Annotated in this window: 22 protein-coding genes and 4 pseudogenes; 11 read left to right on the top strand and 15 right to left on the bottom strand. The window is 65.8% G+C overall.

The features are described from left to right. Positions 1-430: 430 nt before the first annotated feature. The 4 genes and pseudogenes from ACIPTO_RS42620 (at position 431) to ACIPTO_RS42605 (ending at position 3693) form a co-directional block, all read left to right on the top strand. Entirely contained in the window at positions 431-1180 is a 750-nt protein-coding gene (locus ACIPTO_RS42620) for an ArsR/SmtB family transcription factor (RefSeq protein WP_401201212.1), read from the top strand. Positions 1181-1288: 108 nt separating this feature from the next. Then, entirely contained in the window at positions 1289-1696 is a 408-nt protein-coding gene (locus tag ACIPTO_RS42615) for a hypothetical protein (RefSeq protein WP_401201209.1), read from the top strand. Between the two features lie 61 nt (positions 1697-1757). After that, positions 1758-2220 (top strand): annotated as a pseudogene (locus ACIPTO_RS42610) (IS5 family transposase); the annotation flags it as partial. Between the two features lie 268 nt (positions 2221-2488). Next, positions 2489-3693 (top strand): annotated as a pseudogene (locus tag ACIPTO_RS42605) (IS110 family transposase). On the opposite strand, the gene ACIPTO_RS42600 reads toward ACIPTO_RS42605, so the two are convergent. Next, complete coding sequence (locus tag ACIPTO_RS42600; RefSeq protein ID WP_401201207.1) at positions 3660-4175, bottom strand: hypothetical protein; 516 nt, start codon at positions 4173-4175, stop codon at positions 3660-3662. The pseudogene ACIPTO_RS42605 and the gene ACIPTO_RS42600 overlap by 34 nt on opposite strands. 343 nt (positions 4176-4518) lie before the next feature. Here ACIPTO_RS42600 and ACIPTO_RS42595 point away from each other — a divergent pair, with 343 nt between their 5' ends. Next, entirely contained in the window at positions 4519-4746 is a 228-nt protein-coding gene (locus tag ACIPTO_RS42595; protein ID WP_401201204.1) for a hypothetical protein, read from the top strand. Between the two features lie 89 nt (positions 4747-4835). Next, the gene (locus ACIPTO_RS42590) at positions 4836-5918 is read left to right on the top strand and encodes a protein kinase family protein (RefSeq protein ID WP_401201201.1); all 1083 of its coding nucleotides are present in this window, start codon (positions 4836-4838) and stop codon (positions 5916-5918) included. A 1220-nt stretch (positions 5919-7138) separates the two neighbouring features. On the opposite strand, the gene ACIPTO_RS42585 is transcribed toward ACIPTO_RS42590, so the two are convergent. Together ACIPTO_RS42585 and ACIPTO_RS42580 are read right to left on the bottom strand one after the other, a co-directional pair. Further along, positions 7139-10498 (bottom strand): hypothetical protein, encoded by a 3360-nt coding sequence (locus tag ACIPTO_RS42585; RefSeq protein ID WP_401201198.1) that lies wholly within the window; start codon positions 10496-10498, stop codon positions 7139-7141. A gap of 222 nt (positions 10499-10720) precedes the next feature. After that, positions 10721-10936: a GntR family transcriptional regulator gene (locus ACIPTO_RS42580; protein WP_401201195.1), complete on the bottom strand. Its 216-nt coding sequence runs from the start codon at positions 10934-10936 to the stop codon at positions 10721-10723. A 517-nt stretch (positions 10937-11453) separates the two neighbouring features. Here ACIPTO_RS42580 and ACIPTO_RS42575 point away from each other — a divergent pair. Next, entirely contained in the window at positions 11454-12095 is a 642-nt protein-coding gene (locus ACIPTO_RS42575; RefSeq protein WP_401201192.1) for a hypothetical protein, read from the top strand. A gap of 110 nt (positions 12096-12205) precedes the next feature. Here ACIPTO_RS42575 and ACIPTO_RS42570 read toward each other — a convergent pair whose 3' ends face one another. The 8 genes from ACIPTO_RS42570 to ACIPTO_RS42535 form a co-directional block, all read right to left on the bottom strand. Then, the gene (locus ACIPTO_RS42570) at positions 12206-12679 is read right to left on the bottom strand and encodes a hypothetical protein (protein ID WP_401201190.1); all 474 of its coding nucleotides are present in this window, start codon (positions 12677-12679) and stop codon (positions 12206-12208) included. Between the two features lie 194 nt (positions 12680-12873). Next, positions 12874-13251: a hypothetical protein gene (locus ACIPTO_RS42565; protein WP_401201188.1), complete on the bottom strand. Its 378-nt coding sequence runs from the start codon at positions 13249-13251 to the stop codon at positions 12874-12876. Positions 13252-14974: 1723 nt separating this feature from the next. After that, the gene (locus ACIPTO_RS42560; protein ID WP_401201186.1) at positions 14975-16057 is read right to left on the bottom strand and encodes a hypothetical protein; all 1083 of its coding nucleotides are present in this window, start codon (positions 16055-16057) and stop codon (positions 14975-14977) included. A 10-nt stretch (positions 16058-16067) separates the two neighbouring features. Beyond that, entirely contained in the window at positions 16068-16871 is an 804-nt protein-coding gene (locus ACIPTO_RS42555) for an XRE family transcriptional regulator (protein WP_401201184.1), read from the bottom strand. 86 nt (positions 16872-16957) lie between these two features. Then, positions 16958-17176 (bottom strand): hypothetical protein, encoded by a 219-nt coding sequence (locus ACIPTO_RS42550; RefSeq protein ID WP_401201182.1) that lies wholly within the window; start codon positions 17174-17176, stop codon positions 16958-16960. A 463-nt stretch (positions 17177-17639) separates the two neighbouring features. Next, entirely contained in the window at positions 17640-17984 is a 345-nt protein-coding gene (locus ACIPTO_RS42545) for a DUF6233 domain-containing protein (protein ID WP_401201180.1), read from the bottom strand. A 109-nt stretch (positions 17985-18093) separates the two neighbouring features. Further along, entirely contained in the window at positions 18094-18249 is a 156-nt protein-coding gene (locus ACIPTO_RS42540) for a hypothetical protein (RefSeq protein ID WP_401201177.1), read from the bottom strand. Positions 18250-18348: 99 nt separating this feature from the next. Continuing rightward, on the bottom strand, positions 18349-18837 hold the full coding sequence (locus tag ACIPTO_RS42535; protein WP_401201175.1) for a DUF4265 domain-containing protein: 489 nt from the start codon (positions 18835-18837) through the stop codon (positions 18349-18351). On the opposite strand from ACIPTO_RS42535, the gene ACIPTO_RS42530 reads away from it, so the two are divergent. Continuing rightward, complete coding sequence (locus ACIPTO_RS42530; RefSeq protein ID WP_401201173.1) at positions 18802-19914, top strand: aldo/keto reductase; 1113 nt, start codon at positions 18802-18804, stop codon at positions 19912-19914. The genes ACIPTO_RS42535 and ACIPTO_RS42530 overlap by 36 nt on opposite strands. Here ACIPTO_RS42530 and ACIPTO_RS42525 read toward each other — a convergent pair. Together ACIPTO_RS42525 and ACIPTO_RS42520 are read right to left on the bottom strand one after the other, a co-directional pair. Continuing rightward, positions 19821-21743 (bottom strand): AAA family ATPase, encoded by a 1923-nt coding sequence (locus ACIPTO_RS42525; RefSeq protein ID WP_401201170.1) that lies wholly within the window; start codon positions 21741-21743, stop codon positions 19821-19823. The two genes, ACIPTO_RS42530 and ACIPTO_RS42525, sit on opposite strands and share 94 nt — an antisense overlap. Positions 21744-22214: 471 nt before the next feature. Next, a pseudogene (locus ACIPTO_RS42520) lies at positions 22215-22435 on the bottom strand (site-specific integrase); the annotation flags it as partial. Here ACIPTO_RS42520 and ACIPTO_RS42515 point away from each other — a divergent pair. The 3 genes and pseudogenes from ACIPTO_RS42515 (at position 22403) to ACIPTO_RS42505 (ending at position 25432) form a co-directional block, all read left to right on the top strand. Then, a complete protein-coding gene (locus ACIPTO_RS42515) occupies positions 22403-22921 on the top strand; it encodes a hypothetical protein (RefSeq protein WP_401201250.1) in 519 nt (172 codons plus the stop codon). The pseudogene ACIPTO_RS42520 and the gene ACIPTO_RS42515 sit on opposite strands and share 33 nt — an antisense overlap. Positions 22922-23017: 96 nt before the next feature. Continuing rightward, positions 23018-23908: pseudogene (locus ACIPTO_RS42510) on the top strand (IS5 family transposase). 876 nt (positions 23909-24784) lie between these two features. After that, the gene (locus tag ACIPTO_RS42505) at positions 24785-25432 is read left to right on the top strand and encodes a HEAT repeat domain-containing protein (RefSeq protein ID WP_401201167.1); all 648 of its coding nucleotides are present in this window, start codon (positions 24785-24787) and stop codon (positions 25430-25432) included. Positions 25433-25439: 7 nt separating this feature from the next. Here ACIPTO_RS42505 and ACIPTO_RS42500 read toward each other — a convergent pair whose 3' ends face one another. Beyond that, the gene (locus tag ACIPTO_RS42500) at positions 25440-25694 is read right to left on the bottom strand and encodes a hypothetical protein (protein ID WP_401201164.1); all 255 of its coding nucleotides are present in this window, start codon (positions 25692-25694) and stop codon (positions 25440-25442) included. 84 nt (positions 25695-25778) lie between these two features. After that, positions 25779-26189 (bottom strand): hypothetical protein, encoded by a 411-nt coding sequence (locus ACIPTO_RS42495; RefSeq protein ID WP_401201161.1) that lies wholly within the window; start codon positions 26187-26189, stop codon positions 25779-25781. Positions 26190-26213 lie beyond the last annotated feature (24 nt).

Raw genomic sequence — 26213 nt, 5'->3', positions numbered from 1 at the left:
CGGACCGGAACGCGACGTGACGTGACAGGACGGTTTAGAACACATGTGGAAGGCCCACTGCAGCGTTCACGGGCCCGCGTATTCACATGGTCCCGGCCGTCGGCGGCCAGGAGAATACGTTTCGGCCCTCACCGAAACCTGGGACCACCGGCAGCACGTCGGACGTACTGCGGAGGGCAATACGGTGTTACGTATCCACTTCACGCTCACTGACCTGGCGCGTACCCGGCTGGCAGCCGTACCCAGTCCCCTTGGCGTGACTGCCTTCAGTGCCAGTCGGCTTGTGCACCGTCCGGGGACTTCTGAACTCGACCTGTGGCGTCGTGCCGTGAGGGCTGCGTTGAACCCGTCCGCGCCGCCACTGCTGAGCGGGCTGACGCCGGCCTCGTCCTCCCACCCCGTCCCCCGCTTCCTCCGTCCTCAACAGGGCATGCACACGCTGGAGGAGGAACTGGACCGGCTGCTGGCTACGCCCCGACAGGAGTTGCGCGCGGACCTGGAGTACATGGCCCAGCACCGGAGCCTGCCCGGGTGGGCCCGCGAGCTTGCCGACGGTGACCAGGGCGCCGCAGCCAGGCTTGTCCAGTCCATCCGCGACTACCACCGCATCGCCGTCGCACCGTACTGGCGCGGCCTGGCGTCCACGATTGCGGCGGACTTGGCGGAGCGTGCACGGCAGTTACGGGACGGCGGTCTGGAACAGGTGCTGAGCACCTTGCATCCGCGCATGCGCTGGCGCCCGCCACACCTGGAGATCGATTCTCCAGACGACCTGGACTTCCACCTTTGCGGGCGGGGACTGCTGCTCGCCGCATCCGCCTTCATGTCCTACGTTCCCTGCGACCCGGACGAAGAGCAGGCAAACGAGCAGCCAACGTTGTACTACGACGTCGCCGGCGACGGCCCTCCCCGAGCTCTGGCAACCGGGCTCTACGGTCCCCAGGGCGGGCTTGCCGCGCTTGTGGGGCACAGCCGCGCGGCTGTGCTCGAGGCGATCGCGGAGGGGGCGTCCACGAGTCAACTCGCCCGCCGGGTCGGCCTGTCGATCGCCTCCGCCAGCGAACACGCGACGGTCCTGCGGCGCGCCGGCTTGGTGACCACGCACCGCACCGGCAGGACCCGCCACCACACTCTCACCCCCCTCGGCGCGGAACTCCTCCTCCACGCCGCGGCCTCCTGACGCTCCGGCGCGGGCAGACCCTCAGCTTGTTCTTTAACCTCGGGGCCCTCTTGTCAGTGCCTGGTTCTATCCTCCGCTGAACGTCACGGATGGACTGGGAGTCAGGCTGTGCAGATCGCAGGGGTAGACCTCTATGTGAATCACCCGGTGTTGGCGCTCGGTTCGACCGAGTGGATCCCCACGACGCTGGCCCTCGGCGGCGCTCTTGCCGCTGCGTGCGATACGCACGTCATCGTTCGGGTGCAGGCCCAGGTCGTGCTGGTCAAGGTTCGAATTTTCAAAGATCACGGTGATGCGGATGACCACGGAACTGACAGAGAGCCTCTGACCACCGTGTTCGACGGGCATCTTCTGTTGAGTGACGGTCGGCTCGTAGTGGGGGATGTCGTTGGAGAGAGCCGATTCACCACTTCCCTGCTCGGGAAGCCGGGTAGGCGACGGGTTCGGGTCTCGGTTGACGATCCGCAGGGACGGGCTCGCGCCGTTGACATCGTTATCAGCGCCGAGACAGTGTGACGGAGCCTCGTATCAGCTCGAACGATCTTCGAACTAGGGTCCGTCTTCAAAGATCATCAGGTTGGTGGATCATGGTGGGGTGATACGGCGCCATGAACTCACCGATCAGGAGTGGGAGTTACTCGCTCCGCTCATACCGCGGGCTGCGACGGGCCGACCGCGCGTAGAGGACCGGCAGGTCGTCAACGGGATGGTCTACAAGATCCGGACCGGGATCTCCTGGCGTGACCTGCCGGAACGCTACGGGCCGTGGCAGACGGTCTACACCCGCTTCCGCCGCTACGCCCTGGACGGCGTGTTCACCCGGGCCCTCCAGCAGATCCAGGCCCACGCGGACGCTGGCGGCGACATCGACTGGCTCGTCCAGATCGACTCCACCATCGTCCGCGCCCACCAGCACGCCGCCGCCACCGGGCGAAAAGGGGGACCCAAAGGCCGGCGAACCATACGATCACGCCCTCGGCCGATCCCGAGGCGGACTGACCACCAAAATCCATCTCGCCTGCGACGGTCGCGGGCGGCCCCCCCCCGTTATGTTTTCCGCGGTCCTGCAAGAGGGCCGCTGGCCTCCAGGCCCGGCATGACTGTTCCCCCCTGTCGAACGGATGACCTGGGGGGTGGTGTCACCGGGCCCGAGAGGCGCCGTTGGAGACGCTGATGAGAGGTCTGACCACCGCCTGGTCTGGCGCAATGCCCGGCATCCCGCAGGCGGCAGGTCTGCATAACGTGGATGCGCGCATACGACGCCAACGTCCTGGCCAGCACCGCACGAACCCGGTTCAGGAGGATGGGTTGTACGACATCTACGACGTGGGCGTCTTTCTCGGCCTGGACGTCGGCAAGAGTGCCCACCACGGCCACGGGCTGACCCCGGCCGGCAAGAAGGTCTTCGACAAGCAGCTGCCCAACAGTGAGCCGAAGCTGCAGGCCGTCTTCGACAAGCTGGCCGCGAAGTTCGGCACCGTGTTGGTGATCGTGGACCAGCCCGCCTCGATCGGAGCCCTGCCCCTGACGGTCGCCCGGGACGCTGGCTGCAAGGTCGTCTACCTGCCCGGACTCGCAATGCGGCGGACCGCCGACCTGTATCCCGGCGAGGCGAAGACCGACGCGAAGGACGCCGCAGTGATCGCGGACGCCGCCCGGACGATGCCGCACACCCTGCGCTCGCTGAAACTGACCGACGAGATCACCGCCGAGCTGACCGTGCTGGTGGGCTTCGATCAGGACCTGGCAGCCGAGGCCACCCGGACCTCCAACCGGATACGCGGCCTCCTCACTCAGTTCCACCCTCGCTGGAACGCGTCCTTGGCCCACGCCTGGACCACTCCGCGGTGACCTGGCTGCTGGAACGCTACGGCTCCCCGGCCGCGCTGCGGAAAGCCGGACGCCGCAAGCTCGTCGAGGTCATCAGACCCAAAGCTCCACGCATGGCCGAGCGGCTGATCGACGAGGTCTTCGATGCCCTGGACGAACAGAGCGTCATCGTTCCAGGCACGGGCACCCTCGACATCGTCATCCCATCCCTTGCTCGTTCGCTCGCCGCCGTCCATGAACAGCGACGAGCCCTTGAAGCACAGATCCGGCAGTTGCTGGAGGCTCACCCTCTTTCCCCGGTCCTGACCTCGATTCCGGGGGTCGCGGTCAGGACCGCCGCCACCTTGCTGGTCACCGTCGGCGACGGAACCAGCTTTCCCACCGCCGCACATCTGGCCTCCTACGCCGGGCTCGCCCCGACGACGAAGTCCTCGGGAACCTCGATCCACGGCGAACACGCGCCCAGAGGCGGAAACCGGCAGCTCAAACGGGCGATGTTCCTGTCCGCGTTCGCCGCCCTGCACGATCCCGCCTCCTGCACCAACTACGACAAGTGCCGGGCCCGCGGAAAGACCCACACGCAGGCTCTTCTCCGTCTCGCCCGCCACCGCATCAGCGTCCTGTTCGCCATGCTCCGCGACGGCGCCTTCTACGAATCCCGGCCTGCAGCGGCGCTCAGTTGAACTCCGAGGGGATCCGCCAGCAGAACCACGCGATCGGCCCTGGGGTCGAACCCGAGCACCGGCTTCCCCCGGTCTCCTTCTCCGGTCATCAGCACGGGCCTGCCCAGCCGGCGCCCGACCGTGCCTAGGAGGCCGCACAGGACGTCCACTCCTTCCTGGCCTTGCAACTCCCGGAGATCGACATCGAAGTCGATCTCACCGGCTGACATCGGCCAGAAGTTCACCTGCACATCCGCGACAGGCCATACCTTCAGCAGGGCCGTGTCCGCATCCGTGGGCCGTGACAGCACCTCCTGCGCCGAGGGCAAAGGCATGCGAACGCAGCCTTCCGAGTACTCCCACGTCCGCCCGCTCGACCCAGCCAGGTCGAACACCGCCTGCCAGTCATCGACCGAGGTGTCGGTCACGGACACATCAGGCAGAGCACCCATCAGGTCAGGGTCGAAGAAGTTCCTGACGTCATCCCACAGCAGATCCGGCATGCCGCCATGCTGCCCGTCAGCCCGGCCAAACGCAGCTCGATTCCTTGACGAACCCCGTAGAGGCACCCCCCCCACGCCATCCACACCTGACTCCCGCACCGCCAGCAGGCCAAGGGCCGACCTCTCCGGCTCCAGGCATAGCCCGCACCCGGATGGTTACCCAGTCCGGGCGGGGTTCGTAAGCGCGGTCCCCACGTAGGGGCGACGCGGCCCTACGTCACCCTTGGCCGCGTGGCCCCTGTGCTGTGAAAGTGCAGGTCGGGGATGATGCTGAGGGCCCTACCGAGCAGATGGGAAACTTGACCTCGCATCACCGCGCCGTTCTGCTGTACTGGACCAGCCGATGAAGCCTCCCGCCCGCCCGGCCTCCCAGCCCGCCGCCTCGGGCGCCGTGGTGGCCGGGCACCTGCGTGCCGAGGCGGAGCAGCTGCGGGCCGCCAACGAGCAGCCCATGCAGGCGATGGACGCGCACGCGGTCGTCGACCAGGCCATCGGCGTACTGGGCGTGCTGGGACCCATCGCCCCGGCCGACGGCTTCACCGTGCTGCGGGTGGCTGTGGAGGTTTCTTAGGGAGTCATTTGGCGACGACTTCGGGAGTCGCGTTCAAGGCCCTGGCATGATCAACAGAAGTCAGTTTTGATGTCAGGTTGGAGCCGCCGATGGATGTGACCGAGTCAGGGCATGCCGCGCGAGTGTCCGCTTACGCGGCCGTGGGAGCACGGCTGTCCCTGTTGAGCGACCGTCGGCTTGAGGATGCAGTGTCCGCCGCGCCGAGTCTCGGCTCCGGTATCGGGGGTAGGTCCGCGGAGATGGAAGTCGAGGGGATACGCGTCTTCGTCAAGCGGGTCCCGCTGACGGACGTCGAGTTGCAGCCGGAGCACGTGCGGTCGACCGTAAATGTGTTCGATCTTCCTCTCTTCTACCAGTACGGGGCGGGGTCGGCCGGGTTCGGTGCCTGGCGTGAGCTGGCAGCGCACATCATCACGACGGGGTGGGCGCTGAAGAACGAGTACGCGGGGTTTCCGCTGCTGTATCACTGGCGGGTATTGCCCGACAGTCCCCCTGCCGGCTTCGTTGACGGGCTCGGCGGCGTTGAGGGGGCCGTGGCGCATTGGGAGGGCTCGTCGGCCGTGCGCCGTCGGCTGGAGGCGATCGGAAGATCCTCCTTCAGCCTGGTGCTCTTCCTGGAGCATGTGCCGCAGACGCTCGCCGAGTGGCTCGGCGATAGCCGTGATGCCGCCCAACCGGAGTGGGGAAGCGAGTCGCCCTATCGGTGGGTCGAGAATGCGCTGCTGCGGGGGACAGAGTTCATGAGCGCGCGTGGACTGGTCCACTTCGACGCGCACTTCGCCAATCTGCTCACCGATGGCCAGCGGGTGTACTTCGCAGACTTCGGGCTCGCGTTGAGCCGCGATTTTGAACTCTCAGCGGAGGAGCGTGATTTTCTCGCTGATCACCTCGTGTACGACCGCTCCTATGCACCGAACCACCTGCTTCGCCACCACCTGCCAGACGAAGTGCGTGGTGGCACCGAACACGGGGTCTTCCTGCGCGACTGGGTCGACGGCCACCAACCCGCCGACGTTCCGCCCGACATCACCGCGATCATCGACCGTCACGCTCTGCATGCAATTGTCCTGGACGACTTCCATCACCGACTGCTTACCAAGAGCAAGCGCACTCCCTTCCCCGCGGCTGAGCTCAGGCGGACCGTCGCTGGCGCATCAACGTCAGAGGAGTGAGGGCCAGTTGCTCCGTTCTGGTCAACGGAAGAGCAGTACACCGCCGTGACCGGGCGGTCGACCCCGACCGTCCACGCCACCCCACACTACGGACACGAAGCTGTCACGCCAGCATTCACCGCCTCGGTCCGAGCCCTCGCCCGACGCGTTCGCCGCCAGTGCCTCGAACGGCAGGGCGCCTCACAGAACACCGCCGTCGGCTTCGCCGACGGCATCAACGGACCACCACACCCCCCGGCACAACCTTGGCCCGCCCCCGTCGACCGCGACGACGACCAGACGCAGCCGGGGCACTCCGTCCCTGCCCATAAGGGCACCGTACGGCCGATCGAACGCTCACCAGAGCCACTCGGCAAGGGTTCTTTGCCCATCTCGGGCCTGCAGCTTCTCACCTATTACAATTTCGTCACTGTCGACCCGTACAGTCCTAGGCGATGGAAAAATCTAATTCCCCAAATCAGTGGCACGGAATGGGAAATTAGAAACCTTCTCGATAAGATGGGAATCGCAATCGCGATTCCTAGGCATTTTAAATATCTTGCCAACGTACGTCGTCGGATGCGCAAAGGTGGGGCGCGGGCTGACGCCCTGGGTGTCATGATCAAAATGCGAAACGTCGCAACTCACCCAACGAAGCAACAGTCTGGAGATTACTCGATTTACGAGTGGGTAGAATCTGAACTATTGGCCAACTACTGGCTGTGCCTAGCTCTCTTGTTTACGGTTGGATATACGGGTGATGTAGCAGGCGTATTGCAACCTCGTGCTCGGTATGCCGGTGAGTTGCCAGGGACGCCTTGGGGGAAGGAGGCAAGGAAACCTTGGCGAGTGGGAGGAAAGTCTGACCGCGCATAGAGCTCGTAATACGATCATGATCGGTGTTTCTTGAGGCGTCTCCAGCAGATCAGGGCGCAGGCCAACGAGACGAATGCGTCGTGGAGTTCGGGTCGGCGTTCCCAGCGGATGGCGAGGCGCTTGAACTGATGGAGCAGGGCGAAGGTCTGCTCGACAACGTAGCGGAGTTTGCCCAAGCCCTTGATGTTCGGGGCGCCCTTGCGGGAGATGGCCGGCAGGATCCGGCTCTTGCGCAGTTCCTCGCGGGGGGGGCGTGGTCCTTAGAACACCCCCACGAACCTCTTCGCTAAGCTCGTCACAACACTGGAATGATCACCGTGTTGCGACATGACTGGAATCGGCCCCCTTGACGGACGAGGTGGACGCTACGCCAAGTCTTCCCACCCCCAGGGGATTGCTGCCTGCCCGTTTGGTTCCATACCGAATTTGAAACGCTCCTCGAAGCCGCAGGTTTGGACGAGACTGGCGAAAAGTCCCGCGGCAGGGAATCTGGCAGCAAGATCTCCAGCCGGTTTGCGGAGGCCAATCTGCAGCAGGTGTTTCAGTAGGCGGCCCACGTGATATTCGCGCAGAGAAACCTGGTCTACAGCCCGCTCCGCGAGGGCTGTGGCTTGCTTGTGCAGCCCAGCCTGCTGCATTTGATCGATTAGATCGCACACGCCCTTAGCATCGTCAAGCTTGGCATGGCCTGTGACCCGCTCCGCGAACGCTATGGCCTGTTCATGGGTGCTGAACCTTTGGAGCCTTCGCATCAGGCGGACGACGGCGTCCATGTCGTCGAGGTCAGCGTGAAAGGCCGGGTTCCGTGCTAGCAACACTCTGACTTGATCTTCAGCGTCTGCTGCCCGCAGACTCCACAGAAGGCGGGCGACGGCATCAGGGTCGCCGAGGGCAGCCTGAGCGGCTGGGTCGCGGGCCAGCAGCTCTCTGACTTGATCATTGGCGTCAGCTGCTCGCAGCTCTTCCAACAGCCGCGCGACACCATACGCATCAGTTAGGTCAGTCAGTGCATCCGGGATACGCGCGAGCAGTGCAGTGAGGCAGTCGTGCGTACCGGACTCCCGAAGTTCCTCAAGTAGACGGGCGACGGCCTCTGGGTCGGCGAGAGAAACTTTAGCCACGGCTCGATTTGCCAGCCGTTCGGCCTGTTCGAGGTGACCTGCTCCTCGCAGCCTCCACAACAGGCGGGCGAGGGTGTCTGCGCTTGAGAGCGAGACTTCGTTGCTGGCCCGGTCTGCCAGATGTACAGCCTGCTCGTGTGCACCTGCATCCCGCAGCGCCGTCAGCAATCGAGTGACACTGCCGGGATCGTCGAGGGGGGCGTGGTGAGCTGGGTCGCGGGATAACAAGATCGTGATCTGCTCTTGCCTTTTCTCCTCGGGTAGACGGTTCAGCAGGCGCAACGCACTGTCCGGGTCATCAAGGGGAACAGCAACGACGGCTCGGGTAGCAAGAAGTGCGGCCGATTCGTATGCGCCCACTTTCCGCAAGCCGTCCATTAGCCAGCAGACGGAGTCTATGTTGGCGACGTCCGCATGAGTGGCCACTCGCTCAGCCAGGATGGCGGTTTGTTCATTGGCCCCCGCCCTCTGTAGCTCTTCCATCAGTTGGCCCAAGCCGTAGGCGTATCCGAGGGTCGCTCGTGCTCCGAGATTCCGGGCCAGCAACCCGGAAACCTGTTCGTGCGCCCCCGCCTCCCGCAACGCCTTGAGCAAGTGCGCCACAGCGCCAGGCCGAGCCAGGGTGACAGCGGTTTCGGGGCGCCGCGCCAGCAAGGCCGCGGCGTGTTCGTGAGCTCCCACCTGTCGCAATGCTTGTAACGCCCATGCCACAGCAGACGGGTCATCGAGAGCAACATGATCGGCGAGCCATTGAGCCGGGCGGGGATCGATTGGGTGCAGCACGTGGAAATGACTGAGGAGACTTTGCGCAGCGCTAACATCTCCTCCCGCGGCACAACGCTTGTGGAGTTGTGCGCTATCGCGATACAGGCCGCGGGCCCAGGCGGCATCGCCGAGGGCCTTCAAGTCGGCGGGGAGCGCATAGGAAGCGGCCCCATTCCAGAAGTCGATCGGGGGCATCTCGCCGACCCGGTGCCAGCGGCCGTGTTGTTCGAGATAGTCCGCCAGCTGATAGAGGGGCCCAACCTCAGGCGGGTTGGAATGGGCGGAAACAGGGCTGTTGGTTGTGCGAGTACGTTGATTTCGCCGGGCACCCCTCCTGACAGAGGTGAGCATGCCCGGAATTCCGTTGCAGGGTGTTGTGACGTAGTCGACGGCCTGCTGCAGCCAGTCGTCACCTTCGGAGTCCCACTCACTTTCGGTGAGATATCCCGGAGCTGAGCTGGCCAACCACGCCATGGGCAGGCGACGGCCAACTCCCAGGCGGCGAGCATCCATGGCAGCGTGAATTACCGCCCGGGCTGCGGGCGGTGCCCTTTGGTAGCGGTCCATCAGGACCGGCACCCCGGCCAGGTACTGAGTAACCTGACCGTCCCGGGCGTGTTTGGCGGCTTCACCGAGACGCGAGTCAGCGCCTACTGCGCTGGATTGCGCGACAAGCTCAGCGATCGTGAACATATCCGGCACATCGATCTTGCGCCCGCTCAGCAGCTCCCGTGCCTGCCCGTGCAGATCCGGATCCAAGCGCGTGGTCAGGGTGTCCCAATGGTTCGGCCATAGAGTGGCCAGCACGAGGACCGGCTTCCGCTCCACGTCACGCAGCAGGCTGCGCAACCCAGCTGCTACCTTTTCACCACCCGGGTTCGTTGCCAGGTAAGTCTGGGCTTCGTTGAGCCACACCACCGTATACGGGGCGATGTCATTGAGCCCGGAGAGCAGAGCATCAGCAGGCGTCGGGGCGATGGGATGCCACAGCCGCCATGGCTCGTTCTGCGCGCGCAGCAGATGCAGGGCCTCCCAGCAAGCACGCGTCTTGCCGGTGGATGACCCGCCCACCAGCACTGCGATCTGGCTGGTACCGCTTATGGAGTGTGCTACCACCTCGCCAAGGGCCCGATCATGACCGCGGCGCATGTACGTAGGCAGCAAGGGCAATCCTGCGGCCGGGGAGGCGATGGCACGGTGCACCTCCAAATCGAATGGGTCGGTCATCTCCGCCAGAGGACGCCCCACCCCTATCCGTTGTATCGCTGCACTACTCTCGACAGCATCGGCGCGTGCGATCGTCGTCTCTCGCTGCGTACGACTGAGTTTGGGCATGTGAGGAGCCTGGGCCTCTTCCAGGAGGGTGGCCCATTTACCCTGGTCGAAGCGTTCCTTGGCCCAGTGGCTCCACCAACTGATCACAGCCATCAGCCGGTCTGCGCTGCTGGGATCCGGTGTCTTCGCCGCGTCCCAGTCCTCGTTGAGCCACTCTCCGAGACGCCTGCTCAGCGAAGAGTTGTCGTTAACCTGCCGTGCGACTTCGCGGTGCGAGTACCTATTCGACCCGTGTCTGGAATAGGAATTTTTCGCCTTTTCTTCTAGAGCGCGTAGTGCGTCATACAAGGCACGGGCCTTGGCCGATTTTCCCACCTGTGCCCCCGTCTTTGGTGCCCGCTGTGCCCGGGTGCCCGCCCCGGGCACAGCGGGCACCCCCAATAGCCAGGAGCGTAGAAGGACATTGCCCGTTGTGCCCGCCTTTTCAGACATCCCCCGCCCTCCACCGGCACGGTGGTCCTGCCGGCAGAGACGCCCGGCGATCACCAAGGAGGTCACACCCATGGAGAAATCCACCTTCGACACACGAAGGCTGGGCCGTGCCGCACTTTTCAGTCTGGTACGTGGCGCAGCATGGGCGACTGGCTCAGCACTGGTAGCGAGCATCGGGTGGTGGGCACAGCATCGGTAGCCCTGCGACACGAGCCGGCCCGCTCCGGGCCCGCCCTAGGGCCGGCACACGCTGTCACACTGGCCCTGGTCTCCCCGCACACGGTGCGTGCGCAGTCACGCCCCTCCTGTTTCGAGACAACTCCTACGAGCTCGTGCATGGTTCGTCCTGGTGCCCCTGCCTTGGAGTGACTCGACGAGCCCCATGCCGCGCATCTCGCCGATGGCGGATCGTACGGTGTGCCGGCCGACGCCGTACATCTTCATCATGACGGTCTCCGACGTCAGGAAGGCACCGGCGGTGTAGCGGCGGCGCTTGATGTTGCTGGCCACATACTGAGCTTCTTCAGAACGGCCACCGATCGGGTGACATCCAGGGCGGCGGTTCAGGTCAGCACGGCGCTGGTCGCCCTGCTCACAGACATCGTCAACACGCGACGGTCCTTCACTCGCGAGAGGGGCGGCTGAAGAAGCTCAGTTGATCCCACACTCGACCATGTGGCGCTCTCGATAGTCGTCCGGGGCGAAGTGTGGTGGCCAGCAGCCTCGGAAACCGCGCTTTCGGCGGTTGCGCGCCTGATCGGTGATGTCCGGCATAGTGCAGCGGATGCCGCGGCGGCGCAGATGGGCACGGTTCCTGCGGGAGGCGTACACCCTGTCGGCCCGAACACGGTCGGGACGGACAGGCTGAGGGGGAACTACAGGTTCTGCCTGTCCGTAGTATCTCTACATCAAGGTAGTTTTCGGTAGGTACAGCGTCTGCAGTGCCGGTACAGCAGAGAGACAGTGCTGCCCCCGTTCGAGGTCAAGAGTCTGGACCACTGCCGTACACCGAGGAAAGGCCAGCATCATGTCCGAGAGCACAACTGTCGCCACGGGACTGACATCCCAGTACATCGCCCAGGTCGCTGGCGACCTCGAAAGCAACGTGAAGGAGCAGGAACGTATCGGCGCGGAAATCGCCGCTCTGCAGCACCAGTTGGCCGCTCTGCAGCAGGACCACAGCGTGCTGGTCAACGTCCAGCAGGCACTCGGTGTCACGCACGAACCTGACGGGCCGTCGGCCGCAGCTGAGAAAGCCGCAGCGCCCTCGCGTCAGCAGAAGACCGAGGCTGCACCCACTGGTAAGCGCAGGGCACGGAAGGTCCCGGCCGTGCGGAATACGACGGCCGAGAAGCAGGCCGCCCACAGGCCCACGCCCAAGACCAGCACCACGGCGGCCCGGCCTACCCTGGTGGAACTCATCCGCCGCCACCTCGCCGAGCAGAACGAGCCGCGCTCCGCCGCGGAAATCTCCACCGCACTCAGCCAGGCCCACCCCGAGCGCAACATCAAGACCAAGGTCGTCCGCGTCACCACCGAGGGCCTCGTGGCTAAGAGCCAGGCCCAGCGCAGCAAGCAAGGCTCCTCCGTCTTCTACACCGCCCCCGCCACACCAGAGCCCGTGGCCGTGCCCCAGGCCGAGGAGAAATCCGCCAACACCGACCGCTGACACCACCTGGGGCAACGACCGCACACCACGGTCTGAGCCGCCCCAAGAGCATCACCGAGCGCGACAGCCGCAGGGGCTGAAGAGCAAGCTCAGTCTCGAGGCCGTCCCGCTCACAGGCCGTTGCGCAGCAACGGGAAGAGGGAGTCGGGTGCTTCCAGGACTCCCCAGCTGCGAGGCCCGTGCGGTCTCAGCCGCGGAGGCAGGACGATTCCCAGATAGGCGCTGCCGCCGAACTCCGACCAGGTCGGGTCGATCACCTGGCCGTCCGGGTCCGTGCACCAGGCGTGGGTTGTTGGTGCGGGGCTGCCGGCAGCGACGGCGAAGCCGTCGGCGTAGGCCAGGTGCGGGTGCTCCCGCTCGGTGGCCGCCGCGTTGGCGAAGCACTGCCGCTCCGGCAGCGGCCGGACCTGCGCCGGAAGAACTGCGGGCGTGAACCAGCGGCCGTGCGCGGACACGAGCTCATACACCGACCGGTACCTCCAGCCCACGGTGCCATCGAGATCCAGGCGGTTCAGCAGCGCGATGTGCGCCTCCAGCCAGTCCAGCAACACCCGTTCGGCCGGGGACGCCGACGAAGCGGACACGGCAAGGGCCCCGGCGGCCTGACCGGCCGCAGCCGTATCAACCCGGGTACCTTCATCGTCCTCGGAATCCAACACGGCCCCTCCACCGTCGGAATGCTCACATCTCACGGCCGGACCGACGAAGACCACGTTACCTTTGGCGTGGTGGGCGGCCGGCTGGTCGGTCGCCGTCAGTGGTCGGGGAGACCTGCGCTTCAGTCTGGCAGGCACGAGCGAAATCGGCGGAGCAGTTCGAGTGCGGCAGGGCTCTGCGCGTCGAATGTCTGGTCTTGTTGTTCGACAGGAAGATCCGGCCCCCAGACGCGAGCGCCGTGGCAGCGGAAGCAGAAGGCAATCTCGAAGAGCTGATCGGTGGAGTGGTGTGCCCGGATGCCCCAGCCTGGGAGGAAGCAGCGGTACAGCTCACTGCCTGGTAGGTCGGCGATCAGAGACAGGGCCTGCTGGGCTTGGTCGCCCTCCCAGATGGCGGCAGTCTCGCCCGCCAGATCCTCCGAACTGAGGTGCCTGGCGGGGTCGGTGATGCGCACGACCTCGATGAGTTCGGTCTTCCCATGGGTTGGCGGCAGCAGCATCCCTCCAGACTCTCCGATAACGGCTTCACTGACCAGGGACGGTCAGAAGGTGAGAGTGTCGACGCCTCAGTTGGGAAGCCGGCGATAACAGATGTTGTCCTGCGCACCGGCATCACCGTCTGACCGCAGTACGGCGAGCGGAAGAACCCATTGGACAAGAGTTGCGTTGTTGTATGTGCCGATATCCAGCGGCACGGGTCCCGGACCCTGGATGATGGGTAACTGTTCAGTGACGGAAAGTGAAGAGGGGCGATGCCGTGGGGGCCACGATGACCGCACAGGAAACCGACCACACGGAGGGGCTCCCTCCGTACGATTTTTCTGCGCACCACCCGGGCGGCAGCCACCGGCGCCCGCGTTCCGGGCACAGGCGGACCTTGTCGTCCGCCGTGTTCATCGCCGCCTGTACTGCGTTCGGGCTCGCCACCGCGACCGCGGCAGCACTTGCCGCACCCCCTTCGGGGCGCACGGCGGTGTTCCTGGCCGTACAGGTCGCAGCCACCGTCCTGGCGGCCGTCGGGCTCACGCATCGCACCCGCCGCACAGCAGACGTCCCGCCCGTCGGTCACACAACCGGGACCGCTGGACACCAGGGCACAACAGTCAACGGCGGCGGTGCGATCCCTGACCCCGGTTAGGACGTCGACCGCGCCCCTGCTGCCCCTGACCCCGGTTGCTCCCGGAGCGACCGGTCGTGCGCCGGCGGCTCGCCTTGACTGCAGCCGCCCCGCCCGCCGACGCCGCTGTCCCCGCACCGATGGCCCAGCCGGGAACACCCGCAGCATGGGCCGCCATCACACTGACGCCCATAAGCGTGATCACCGACGCCGACAGCAGCAGGAGGAGCAGGGCGAACTGGAGCACGGCAGGCCACGCCTCCTTGTTCTTTGCGAAGACCCGTTCCGACAGACGGTCCAGAAAATCCAGAAAGTCTTCAGGCGCAGTATCTGAACGACCATTTGCCGTACTGGCCTCACGGACGTAGATATTTGCATCATCGGCAGTCGGACCGTGTCCCGCCGGCCGCCGCTCCGGAGCGCTGTTTACATCCGGGCTATCCCCGTTCTGCGACGGGATATTCGGGTTTCCTGAACCCGACTCAGGCATGCCCGATGCCATGGGAAAGGGATCGGGCACCTGGAACTCCTGACTGATACACAACAACATGAAGCAGCGTGCGCCGTCCCTGCCGCGCTCACCAGCTCTTCAGCCGCCGGTCACCGCACGAGACAGTCACACGCGGCACAGCCTGCGGCGATCTCTGATCACCGCTGCGGGCCCGCGCACCCCCGACCGTGGGCAGCCTGAGGCAGTCACGTTCGGACGGAAACACAATCTATAGCCACAGGGCTCCCGGCACACGCGCGCTCAGGAATACAACACCGGTAATCGGAAACCTCATACGGCAGATGTACAACAACAAGATCTGCTACATGTCTGTGTGGACTCTCGACCGAACCGCCAGGTTCCCCAATAGCGCCCGTTTCACTCCCGGGAGTGACACCACACGCCCCCCTTCAACCCGACGGCACCCGCACCTTCTCTGATACCCGGAGTAACCCAACCGGGTACGCGGGAAAAGCCACGCAGCTCCTTCATTCTTCGTGCCAGCGAGAGGGCCGTCGGCGTCACGGATTGTGCGTGGCACGGCGATGACCGTCGCGGCGAGGCCGTGGAGAGAGGAAGTCCGCCAGGAGGCACCCGTCCATCCGTTGGCGGTGTCTCAGATCCCGCGGAAGCTCGGGGACCCGAAGCCGGAGGGGGCCCAGGTGCCGAATCCGGAGGGTGCGGGTGAGAACGTTCTGGCGGCCCGGATACGCAGGCGGCTGAGGTAGTAAGACGTGCGGGTACCCCGTGTCTCCGTGCTGTCTGTGGTGACAGCCTCCCAATCGCAGGCGGCGCTCGCCTCTTTGAAGAACCTGTCCGTGATCGCGGGCTCGTCGTGGCCGTCGGCGGTGACGTTCATCAGGACCTTCTCGGGGTCCGGCATCCGGGCCGGAGCGCACTCGCTGTCGCTGTCCGTGTCCCGTGGCCGGTTGGGCAGGTTGCGGGGTGTGGCCGTCACGGTGTCCGTGGCGGTGGTGTGCCGGCCGGTGTCGGAGGCGGCGATGGCGAGGATCTCCAGGAGTTCGGCGAAGTCGTCTCCGGGCAGGGGGAGCTCGAGGTCGGGGTGGCGATGGGCGGCGACGGCGACTTCGGCGGACACGAACTCGATGACGGCCTGCGCCATCGGGGTGTGCCTGCGGGGGTTGGCGCGGGTGAGGCGGCTGAGGACGCGCAGGACGGTGGTGAGGCTGGTGTCGGCGGTCATCATCCGGTAGGCCGGGGCGTCCTCGACCGGACCGGCCGCATCCGGTCCGTCGTCGAGGAGTTCGGGGGTGTCTGGCCAGGTCTGCCACAGGGCGGCGGCGTGGGGGTCGCCCTGGGTGAGGTGTTGCAGGTAGAGGCAGTAGGAGGCGGGGACGTCGTCGGCGCCGGCGGCGAACTGCCACCAGAAGCGGGCGCCGTCGTCGGCGCCGGCGAGTTGCAGGGCGCAGCCCAGGATCCGGGCGGTCCTGGGCTGCGGTACGTGTTCGGTGAGGAAGTCGGCGAGTTGTTCGATGGTGCAGTGGGTGACGACCGCCTCGCACAGGGCGGTGAGATGCTGCGCGGCGCTGTCGTCTGCCGTCTGCGGTCCGGCGTCCCTCAGGAGGTGGCCGGCCGTGGGGTCGTCGTGGGCGAGGTCGTCGTAGGGGACGACGTCGCACGGGACGTGCGGCTGGTGCAGCAGCAGGGACTGGGCGAGGAGGTCGTCGATGGTGCTCATGGCGGGGTGATCACTCCTGGGTGTCGGTGTCGGGGTGCAGCTCGTGCAGGGCCCCTCGGGCGTGGTGGTCCAGGGTGTGGGTGATGGCCGGGGCCAGTCCGACGATGCCGGGCACGGCGTCCAGGCCGATGCCGCACAGATGGCGCAGGACGATGACGTCCATCTGGTCCGGGGGCAGGCCGGCGATCGTGTCGAAGAACCGCGCCAGTCTGCCGATGTGGGCCAGGCGCTCGGCGAGATCGCGGATGCCGGCCTGGGAGGCCGTGGAGAACGCCGCGGCCCGCAGGTCGGGGCGCCCGCCGGGCCGCTTGGGGGCGCGGGCCAGGACGCGTGAGCGCAGCAGGAGCCAGGCGTGGCGGGGCAGGTCGGGGCTTGCGGTCGCTTCGTCCCAGGTGAGCCAGAGGATGTCGAAGGTCTCCGAGACCACTTGGCGGGCGCGCTGGTCGGACTGGAGGAAGGCGCGGGCGTAGGCGGTGTAGGGCTGTCCCATGGCCTGGGTGAAGGCGAGGTGGGCCACCGGCTGTTCCTCGGGGGCGGGTGCCTGGACGTCCTGGATCCGGCTGGTGATCCAGGCGGTGTCCTTGTCTGCCTCCACGGCGGCCATCCTCCACAGCTGGCGGACCGGGCCGACGGGGATCTCCAGGGCCCGGACCACGCTGTAGGTGATCTCCCAGCCCGGGTAGTAGCCCTTGCCGCGCAGGAGTTCGGACAGCCGGGTCTTGGAGTAGCCGGAGCGGTTCACGAGTTCGTCGAGGGTCAGGCCGCTGGCGGTGAGCCGGCCACGAACCGGCTCCAGCCACGTCCGGTGCGCCACACCGGCGCTCTCGCAGATCGGCTCAGCGGGGCGGCCCCGGCGACTGGGAGGGTCTTCTCCGGGCTGGTCGGGTGTCTGGGGCGGCGTCACCGGGATGGCTCCTCACTCCCGGCCGCGGCGGCCGGGGGCGGGACGGGCCGGGTGTCCGTGCTGCCGCCGAGCGCGGTGACGATCTGCTGGACCAGGAGGCCCAGCGACGGTAACAGCGCGGCCATGGCCGCGAGTTGCCCCAGCACGGTCATCACCGTGCTCCATACGAGAACCGCCACCAGTACGGTCACGGTCATCACCTGCTTTCCTGTCATCGCACCTTCCCTTGAGGAATGAAGAAGTCCGGAAGACCTCCTCCGGGGCGGTGCTCAAACGCGCCCCGGAGGAGCTGGAGGACAGCATGGTGCGCCGGGCGCACACCACTCAATGTGATCCCGGGGTTACGGAACAAATAGGCCGCATCCCCTGCCCGGCCCGCCCGTTACTCCAAGAGCGCCATAACTACGGGCAAATCACGCCGGAATGAACGCTTTTGGTGGCGAAACCGTACTTCTCACTGCGGCACCGACGGGATGGCACACCATAGAAGCGGACGCCTCCCCGGCGTCGCACCTTCCAGTCCGGAAGGCCGCGCGGCCCCCCTTGTGCTCAAGAACCACCGAAGGGGAACCGCCCCGCTTCCGTCCAGCCGCCCACGCGCTGGACGGAAGCGGAACCGCCACCCGCCGTCAACGGAGCACCCCGTCACACACGGCGCACTCACACACGACCGCGGCCCTACCCCAACAGTCCGAGCGCCGCATCCGGCCGGCACTCCGGGCACGCCGGCACCTGCTGCTGCAGCACCTCGACAGCTTGAGCCCGGGTCACCGAAGCGCGATACCTCCCCGCACCCCAGCAGTGCCCCCGGTGCACCGCGACCACTGCCTTACGGTCCGGACCTCGCTCGACCACCCAATCCGGCGGCGCGGGCCTGGCTGCCTCCCGCTTCCGGCTCTCGGCTTCACGGCGCTCCTCGGCCGCGATCCATTCGTCCAGTTGCGCCAGGGCCGTAGTCGCCTGCTGCACCACAACGCGCCGCGCGAAGTGCAGCAGTTCAAGACGAGACGGATTGTCGCTCACATGTTCGAATGTATAGCGAACGAACTTCGTCCACCAGTTGGAGGCGCATATCCTGCGCCACCCAACCTCGAGCGCGTGCCATCGAGCCGTGAGGGCTGTTGTCGAGCGCTCATGTTGATCGGGGTACGAGCCATAAGCGCACGGTGTGACCGCCTGTGGCGAGGACGGTCCCGTCAAGTGAGAACGCCACCGCTGATACTGGTCCGCCGTGGCCGACGAGGGGTTCTCCGATGAGGTCAGGGGTGGCCGGGGCCCAGAGTCTCACAGTGCCGTCGAGGCCGCCGGTGTCCAGGGGGTGCCGTCGGGCGAGAACGCCAGCGAGTGCACCGGGCCGCCTACAGGCTGGGACGGAGCACCGCTGCCCTCACGGTCGCGCAGTGGCCTCCCAGGCGGCAGTGATACAGCCTTCTTCCCAGTGCCACCATTCCTTCGTCTCGCCGTGCTCCAACAGCTCGCGGATTTTCAGCAGGTCTGCCTGCGGCGGTATGTCCAAGGCCACCATCCTGAACCGCTCGATGCCTTCGCCCGTCGTGCCGAGGCGATGGAAGACTTCCAGTACGCTCTGCCGCGCAGCGGCAGATCCGTCGTCCTTCAGCACGATGAGCCGGATGGTGCAGTTCTGCGAAGGCTCCACTGTTTCTCCGGCCCAGAGGAGACCGTCATCATCCGGTTGAACCCTGATGACGTCACCACTGGCGACTCCGCGGACGAACCAGGGAGTGTTGTCCAGCCGCACCCTGCCATCGCCCAGGTCGATAGCCCACAGGCTCTCGACACTCGCCGGCGGCCATCCGTCCTCGTCTATCTCCATGCGGAAGTGGACCTTCACGTGGTCGTCACTGATGTTCGTCACCGAACCATCATCCACTTCGCATCTACCGGACCAGACTGCGGAGCGTGCAGGTGCTTGCCTCTGGGCGCAGATGGCACCTTGCGAAGATCCTCGACCGTCGCCAGACGATCGGCTTCTAAAACACGGCATAGTCGAGGTGGACCCATTGCCAATACCCGTCTATGTCGGCGAACTCGCCGTAGACGGTCGGCTGCCAGAGTTACGCCCGTAGCCGAAGCGTCGCGAACGGCTGTCCGCGGACTCGGCTGTGCACCCATCGGGGACCTCTACACGGCGGTCGATCCAGAGGTCGCGGTGGCCACCGTGCACCGGGCACTCGCACTGGGTTCCACGCTGCTGGACACCGCACCGAAGTACGACAACGGCCTGTCCGAGCTGCGTCTGGGGCAGGCGATCGCGCCGTTCGATCGGAACTCCTATCAGCTTTCCACCAAGGTGGGTTGGAGCATCGCCGTAGGCCGCCCACCGGTGCCGGCCTTCGACGCGGACGGTGTGCTGCGCAGCCCGGAAGGCAGCATGCGGCGCCTTGGCACGGACCACTTCGACATCGTCCACGTACACGATCCCGACGACCACCTGGATCAGGCTGTCGCCGAGACCATGCCCGCACTGGTACGTCTGCGCGACGAGGGCGTGATCGGCAGTATCGGCGCCAGCATGAACAGTGACCGGCTCCTGGCGGAACTGGTTCGACGCACGGATCTGGACCGCGTCCTCATCGCGGGCCGCTACACCTTGCAGGAACAGGGAGCGACGGCGCCAGCGCGGGCGAGCAGGTCAAGCGTGGTCGCGACCGATTGCATCGAGTCGCAACCGCTGGCCGCAGAAGAGCTGAACGCAGGTCCCGCAGAACAGCCCATGTCCGCATGGTTCGTTAACCTTTTGGAGGGGCTCTGCGACTGTGTCGTTGAGGACTCCGTCGACACAGCCGCAGAGATTCAACAGGCTGTCGAACTGCGAGCCCGCGTGAGGCAACCAGTTGGCTACCGTCGCCCGGTCAACGACCGGACGTTCTCCAGCAAGGCGTGGAGCAGGAACGGTGGCTCCGTAGCGGCCGTTCGGGTCGTCTCCAGATAGGTCGCCGCGTTCTTCCCGTCGATGCCCTCGCCGGCACGAACGAGTTCCTGCCTGCGCTCCTCCCAGGTCGGCCAGTGTTGGTCGAGGTGGGTCTCCAGAGTGTCCTCGAACACGGTGTAGCGGCCGGTCGACTCGTCGGCGGGCTGGGGATTGGGCACCGCACCCAGGTACTGCAGAAGATTCGCGTTCTTGGTCCGGTTCTTCCGCGCCTGGCGCTCGAACTCCTGCTCCTTGTCCTGCCGTTGCTGCGGGATGAGGTGTTGCACCGACGCCCGCTTGCGCTCCTCCATCCCGGCGTCGCCGTCGAACACGACGTAGCAGGGCACGCCCAGGGCGCTGAAGAGTGCGTCGGAGATCATGAGGTTGTCCTTGCCGTGGACCTCGATGACGCTGATGCCCTCCGCGCCAAGGTTGATCCCCGACCGGTCCGCGCAACCGGTGATCACTCCCTCGTCCCCACGCCCCTCGACCAGCACCACGGCATGGGCGAAGAAGCCCTCCGCCAGCGCACCGCCCAGGGTGCCCTCAGTCCTGCTCCTGATCACCTTCTTGTCGACGAACCCGTCCAAGGCCCTGCACAGATCCTCCTCCGTGGCCTGCCACAGTTCGGTGGCGGGATGCTCCTCACCGGCAGCACGGCACAGGCGTCGAATCTGGTGGTAGCCCTTCGGATCGATGAAGACCGGGTTGTGGGTGGCGTACATGACCTGAGTACGCCCCTGCGACGAGGTGGCGACCAGTTCGCGGAGCACCTTCGCGAAAGTCCGCGCCTGAGGAGGGTGCTGGAAGAGCTCGGGCTCCTCGATCGCCAGGCACAGCGTCCGCATGCCGTCGGCCGAACGCCTGCGATCGGCGAGGTACTTCAGCGCGGCGATGATCAGGGCGCGCTGGAAGCCGTGTCCTTGCCGGTGTACCGGGGTATGGGCGGCACCGTCCCGGATGCTCACCTGGAAGGTCGTCCGGGCGGGCCTCGGAGCTTGCACCGTGGGGGTCACGACCACGTCGCGTCCGGTGGTGAACCTGGCGACCTCCGCCGAGAGCGCGGCCGACACCTCGTCCAGCACCGGTCCATACACCTTGCTGTGTACTTCCTGCCGGGCCAGATGAGCGTTCTCCTCGATCTCACCGAGTTGCTCGTTCGCCTGCGAGCGGTCCACGGCGTGGTCGAGGATACGGCCTAGCGCAGTCGCTTTCTGATCGTCGGCCTCCTCGTACGCCCGCAGGTCGGCGGAGACGAACACAAAGTCGATCAGCTGGGCGAGGCGGCTCTGCCCGGCGAAGCCGAAGAAGTGCGTGTCCTCGACCTCGGCCTCGGTGAGGCGGTCGCGATTGGCCAATTCCCACGTGCGCATCGCCTCCAGGACCTTGTCCTTGGTGCCGGCGGCTGACAGTCCCAGGCTCGTGTCGCTCTCCCTCAACTGGTCGTAGGCACGCCGTAGTTCCATGGCCTTCTCGTTCTTGCGCACCTCCTCGAACGGCCCGTACGCGAGAGCCTTGCCCGTGATCTTGTCCTCGCCGTTCTGCCAGGTCCGCCAGATACTCACGCTCGCGGCGCCGTCGGGCGCATACCGCCCAAGGGTCTCGCGATCCTGCTCGGTGAGTCCGTCGAACTCAACCTCCACGGAGATACGGCCGCCCTCGGCCGCCGAGTGGATGTCGTCGTCGCTGAGAGCGACGCCCTTCTCACCGTTGAAGAACCAGTCGAGCGCACGCAGCACGGTGGACTTGCCGACCCCCGTCGGCCCGATGAAGGAGGTGATGTCTTCGAAGGTCACGTCCACCTTGTGCAGACAGCAGAAATTCTCGATGCGAACGCGCTTGATCTTCACGGTCATCCTGGCGTTTGGGGCGGGCGGGGCATTTGACTCCCCGTGTGACGTTTGTGGACGCTAGCAGCGTCCCTGACGCCCAATCAGCCGAATTACCGAGATGAGTGATTCTTCGCATTCGGACGCCGCCATCCATGTGCAGTCGCAATGACCTCGGACGGCCCGCCTACGCCCCGACAGACCTCGGGCAGAAAGAGAGCCACATCAGCGCGACATCCGCCCGTCGCGGAACATCGCGCCCTTGGGATGGACGACTACGGTCAACAGCGGCGCCACCAGGCCCTCGCAACCACCACACCGCGACGCATCTGTGCAGCTCAGAAGCCATCCAGCACGCCAAGCGCCGTCGCTTACCAAGCTGAGAGTGCGAGTTCGATTGTCGTCACCGGCTCCATGACAAAGGCCCAGGCCATCTGAACCGGGCCCCTTTTGCTGACCTCAGCAATCAGTCGCCGCGTGCCAGATACTTGATCATCGGGGTGGGCTGTCGCCAGTTTTGGTACGGCAGCAGCTTCCTGGCCTGCTTTGTACGGTCGCATCCAGACCGGCTGCACCCTCCTGCTGTCGGTCGTCGTCGGAGTACTGGTAGATCAGCGCGGCTTTCCCGGAGGACGGGCCGGCGTGGACCATCGTGAGCGGGTTGAGAGAGTGTGTCCGGCGTGGCGGAGGTCGTAGAAGCGGAAGCCTTCCGGAGGATCGACTGGCCTGGCGCCACTAGGACCTGTCTGACAAACCACTGCGCCTGGAGGGGAGCCTTCGGAGAGGATGTGAGGGTCGGCCGGTGGTGTGACAACGTGGCCTGCCGCTACAAGGTCCGTGGAAGGGAGATGATGTTGGCCAGTCAAGCATTGACTTTCGCCCTCTGGGTGGACTTCATGATCGATTGCGGAGAGACGAACACACACGCCAGTGCATGGGGGATGCTGCGCGATACTCCCGTGCCCGTCTTCGACCATGAGAGCAAGACCGTGTCTCTCGGCGGACGGTTCAAGGGTGCTTCCTTCGGTGAGTACGTTGAGCTGCTGAGGACCTCGTCGACGGAGTGCCGGTACGCCAGTGACTGGGAGATGAAAGCCGATGCTCCCGTTCCCGTATTCACCCCCTACGCCAGGACTGTTCATCTCGGAGAGCCGGCGAGCTCGTTCTCGTTCTTCCCTGCGGATCCGACGACAGCTTGACGAGTGGTTCGCCTGCCGGAGCGGAAGGGAGTCACGCTCGGCGGGGGCGGCGGATGCCTGACGCCTGGCAGGGAGATCACACCGGACAGCCTGATAATGGATCTTGTGGTGGGTCGAGGTGAGGTGACGGATGCGGCATGGGAGCGGATAGCCCCGCTCCTGCCGCGTGTTGATGGTCGCGGCCGGCCGTGGCGGGTCACCGGCAGGTGGTGAACGGTGTGTTGTGGCGATTGCGGACGGGGGCACCCTGGCGGGACATGCCCGAGCATTACGGCCCGTGGCAGACCGTCTATGAGCGATTCGCCCGCTGGGAACGGGACGACACCTGGGCAAGGTTACTGCAATACGTCCAAGTCCATGACGACGCCGTGGGCGCGTTGGATTGGACGGTGTCTGTCGACTCGGCCATCAACCGTGCCCACCAGCACGCTGCGGGAGCTCGCAAAAAGGGGCACCCGCGCCGGACGAACTGGCTGATCCGGTGCGTCGGGCGCGTGAACAGGCTCTGGGCAGGTCCCGGGGCGGTCTGACCACCAAGATTCACCTCGCAGCGGACGGACGTGGGCTTCCGCTGGCTGTAATCGTCACTCCTGTAACATCAACGACTCCACAGTGTTCGACACGCTGCTGGAGGCAGTGCGGGTACCCCGTGTCCGGGCAGGTCGACCGCGCCGTCGGCCCGAGACGGTGATCGCGGACAAAGCGTATTCGTCGCGGGCCATCCGTTCCGATTTACGGCGGCGCGGCATCCGAGCGGTCATCCCTGAACGAGCCGACCAGATCGCAGGCCGACAGCGCCGTGGATCGGCCGGCGGGCGACCGCCAGCCTTCGATTCCGAGCAGTACAAGGCCCGCAACGTCGTCGAGCGCTGCTTCGGCAGACTCAAGCAGTTCCGTGCCGTTGCCACCCGCTTTGACAAGCTGGCAGCCCGCTACCTCGCCGGACTCCACGTCGCCTCCCTGGTCCTCTGGCTCCGCCAGTGCTGATCGTTTTGTCAGACAGGTCCTAGAAGTGGGCCACTACGGCAGCTACACGACGAGTACCAACTGACGAGTGACGCGGACAGACTCGTGGCAGGCGGCACTGCACCGGGCGCTCCGCAGCCACTCCCCCTGGGGAGGGGCTGGGGAGTTTCTCCTCGCTCGGGGAGGCTCTGGGGAGTTTGCGCGGCACAAAACGGTACCCCTATGAAAGACGCCGAAAGACACGTTCGCGCAGGTCAGCGACCTAATGGGCTGTAAATCAACAGGTCAGCACCCCACCCAGGGGGCCTCCATGCCGAAGGTGTTCTGGAGCGTGGGTCGGGTGGTCGAGACGATCCTGCTCGGTGTGGTCCTCGATGATCGAACCGACGGCTCTCTGAGCCGTTCGGCGATCTCATCGGTGGCCACGAGGTGGCTCCGGTCGGCATGGTCGATGCCTTCTCGGTGTAGGCGACCCGCCCGACCTGGCGGCGGCGGGCGAGGTCGCCATCATGGTCGTCGTGGTCGTACGGCACGAAATCCTCCTCATGAAGAGGCTGAAGGTGTGGGTGCGAGATGACCGCGGGACCCCGAGCCGTACGAGACCGGCCAGAGCCGCCCCAACTCCCCCTTGCCAGCGGACTGTTGGACAATCCGCTCCGTGACCGCAGTAGGGAGACCCGCAGTGGCAGGTTCGGTGCGGTGTGAAAGTCCACAAGGAGGACGGATTGGAAGACCAACGGGCAGCGGATGATCTCACCCTGCGCCTTGATGAACTGGCGGACGGACTCACGGATCCGGACTGCGACCTCGGCGACCTTGCAGAAATCGAAGAAGAGCTCGTAGCCGCCCAACGAGGGGGAGCTGATTCCGCACCTGGAACGGCATCTCGCAGCAGCCATGGAGGCGGGCAACTGGTACGCCCGTCATGTGCTCGCCCGGATTCTGGCCAAGACCGCCGGCCGCGCATCCCTTGCCGCCCTGCTGCGGGCCTACTCCCGCAACCTCGGTGACGACCAGGACTCCCTCTCGACGAGGCTCCACGTACTCGCGCAGGAAGACCCCGCCGCCGCGCGCGAAATCCTCCTGCCGTGCGCCGTCAGCAACGATGAGGACCTTCGCAGAGCGGCAATCTGGCTGCTCGGCTTCCACCCCGAACCAGCCGATCTCGACCTGCTCGCCCACGCTGCGCAGGACTCTGACGAAAGGGTCCGCAGCGTGGTCGTGGGCACGCTCGGCAGCCACGGCACAGAGCCGACGGCCATCGACATGCTGCTGAACCTGCTGAACGACCCCTCCCCGCAGGTGCGCATCTCCACCCTCAGCTCCCTCGGCTTCCTTCAGCACCCCAGAACCCTGCCGAAGATCCGCTCGCTCGCGAACGACGACAACCCCCGCGTTCGAGCCTGGGTCGCGATCGCCTTGAGCCGCTTTCCCGCCGCGGAGCCCGCGACCTCGGCCGTGCTTGACCTGCTGGCAACAGACGCTGACCCGTACGTTCGTGCCCAGGCAACCGAGGCACGTCAGCGCAACCCCCTCGACGGCTGAGCTTGCGCTACTCCGGGAACGGACCGGACTCGACGACTCTGGCGAGCGCGGCGATCATCCGCTCGAGCCCCCAGGTGGCGTCGACCAGACTGGGGAGCCTCCCCTTCTCTTTCAGCTCCCTGAGGTACGCCTCGAACTCGTCGTGCTCTTCCTCCGGAGCGAAGACCACCACCAGGTCCGCGAAGCGGAAGTGGAAGTCGCCGACGTGGCGCCACTCCCGCTCCCACCAGAACTCCTTGCGCGTCCCCGCAGGCTTCCCCATCTGCTCGATGAAGGGAGTCAAACGCAGGATGTCCGCCTTCGCCGCCGCGTCCCCTCCTCCCTCGGACGGGTCACAGGCGATTTCTCAGGCGTCGTCGACCATGTTGTTGATCGGGACGGTCAGCCAGTTGTGGCCAGGTGTGATGTCGAGGTACCACACGGGGTTGGCGCCCATGCGCCGCGCGAAAGTGCGTGTGAACGCCAGGCCGTAACCGCTGAAGCTCATAGCGCGGTTGGGTATCCGCTCGCACATCATCCAGGCGTGTTCGAGAGGCGTCTCGGTGAAGCAGACCGTCCGCTGAGTGTCCGCGATGGCTTCGTGCTTCTTGGCCAGGGCACCCGCCATGCCGAAGACGTTGCGAGCCTCGATCGTTTGATCTTCCAAGATCGCCTTCAAGTTGTCACCGGCGGTGGCGCGTGCGGTGTCGCGAGTGAAGTGGACCACGAAGGCAGATAGGTCGGTGCGTCGGTGGAGCAAGGTCTCGATCGATGGCATAACGCCTCTCCCGGAAAGATGCCG

The sequence above is a fragment of the Streptomyces sp. NPDC090083 genome, from assembly GCF_044747445.1.
In the GTDB taxonomy this organism is placed as follows: domain Bacteria; phylum Actinomycetota; class Actinomycetes; order Streptomycetales; family Streptomycetaceae; genus Streptomyces.
The sequence above is the reverse complement of the archived record's forward strand: the minus strand, read 5'-3'. Positions and strand labels throughout refer to the sequence as shown.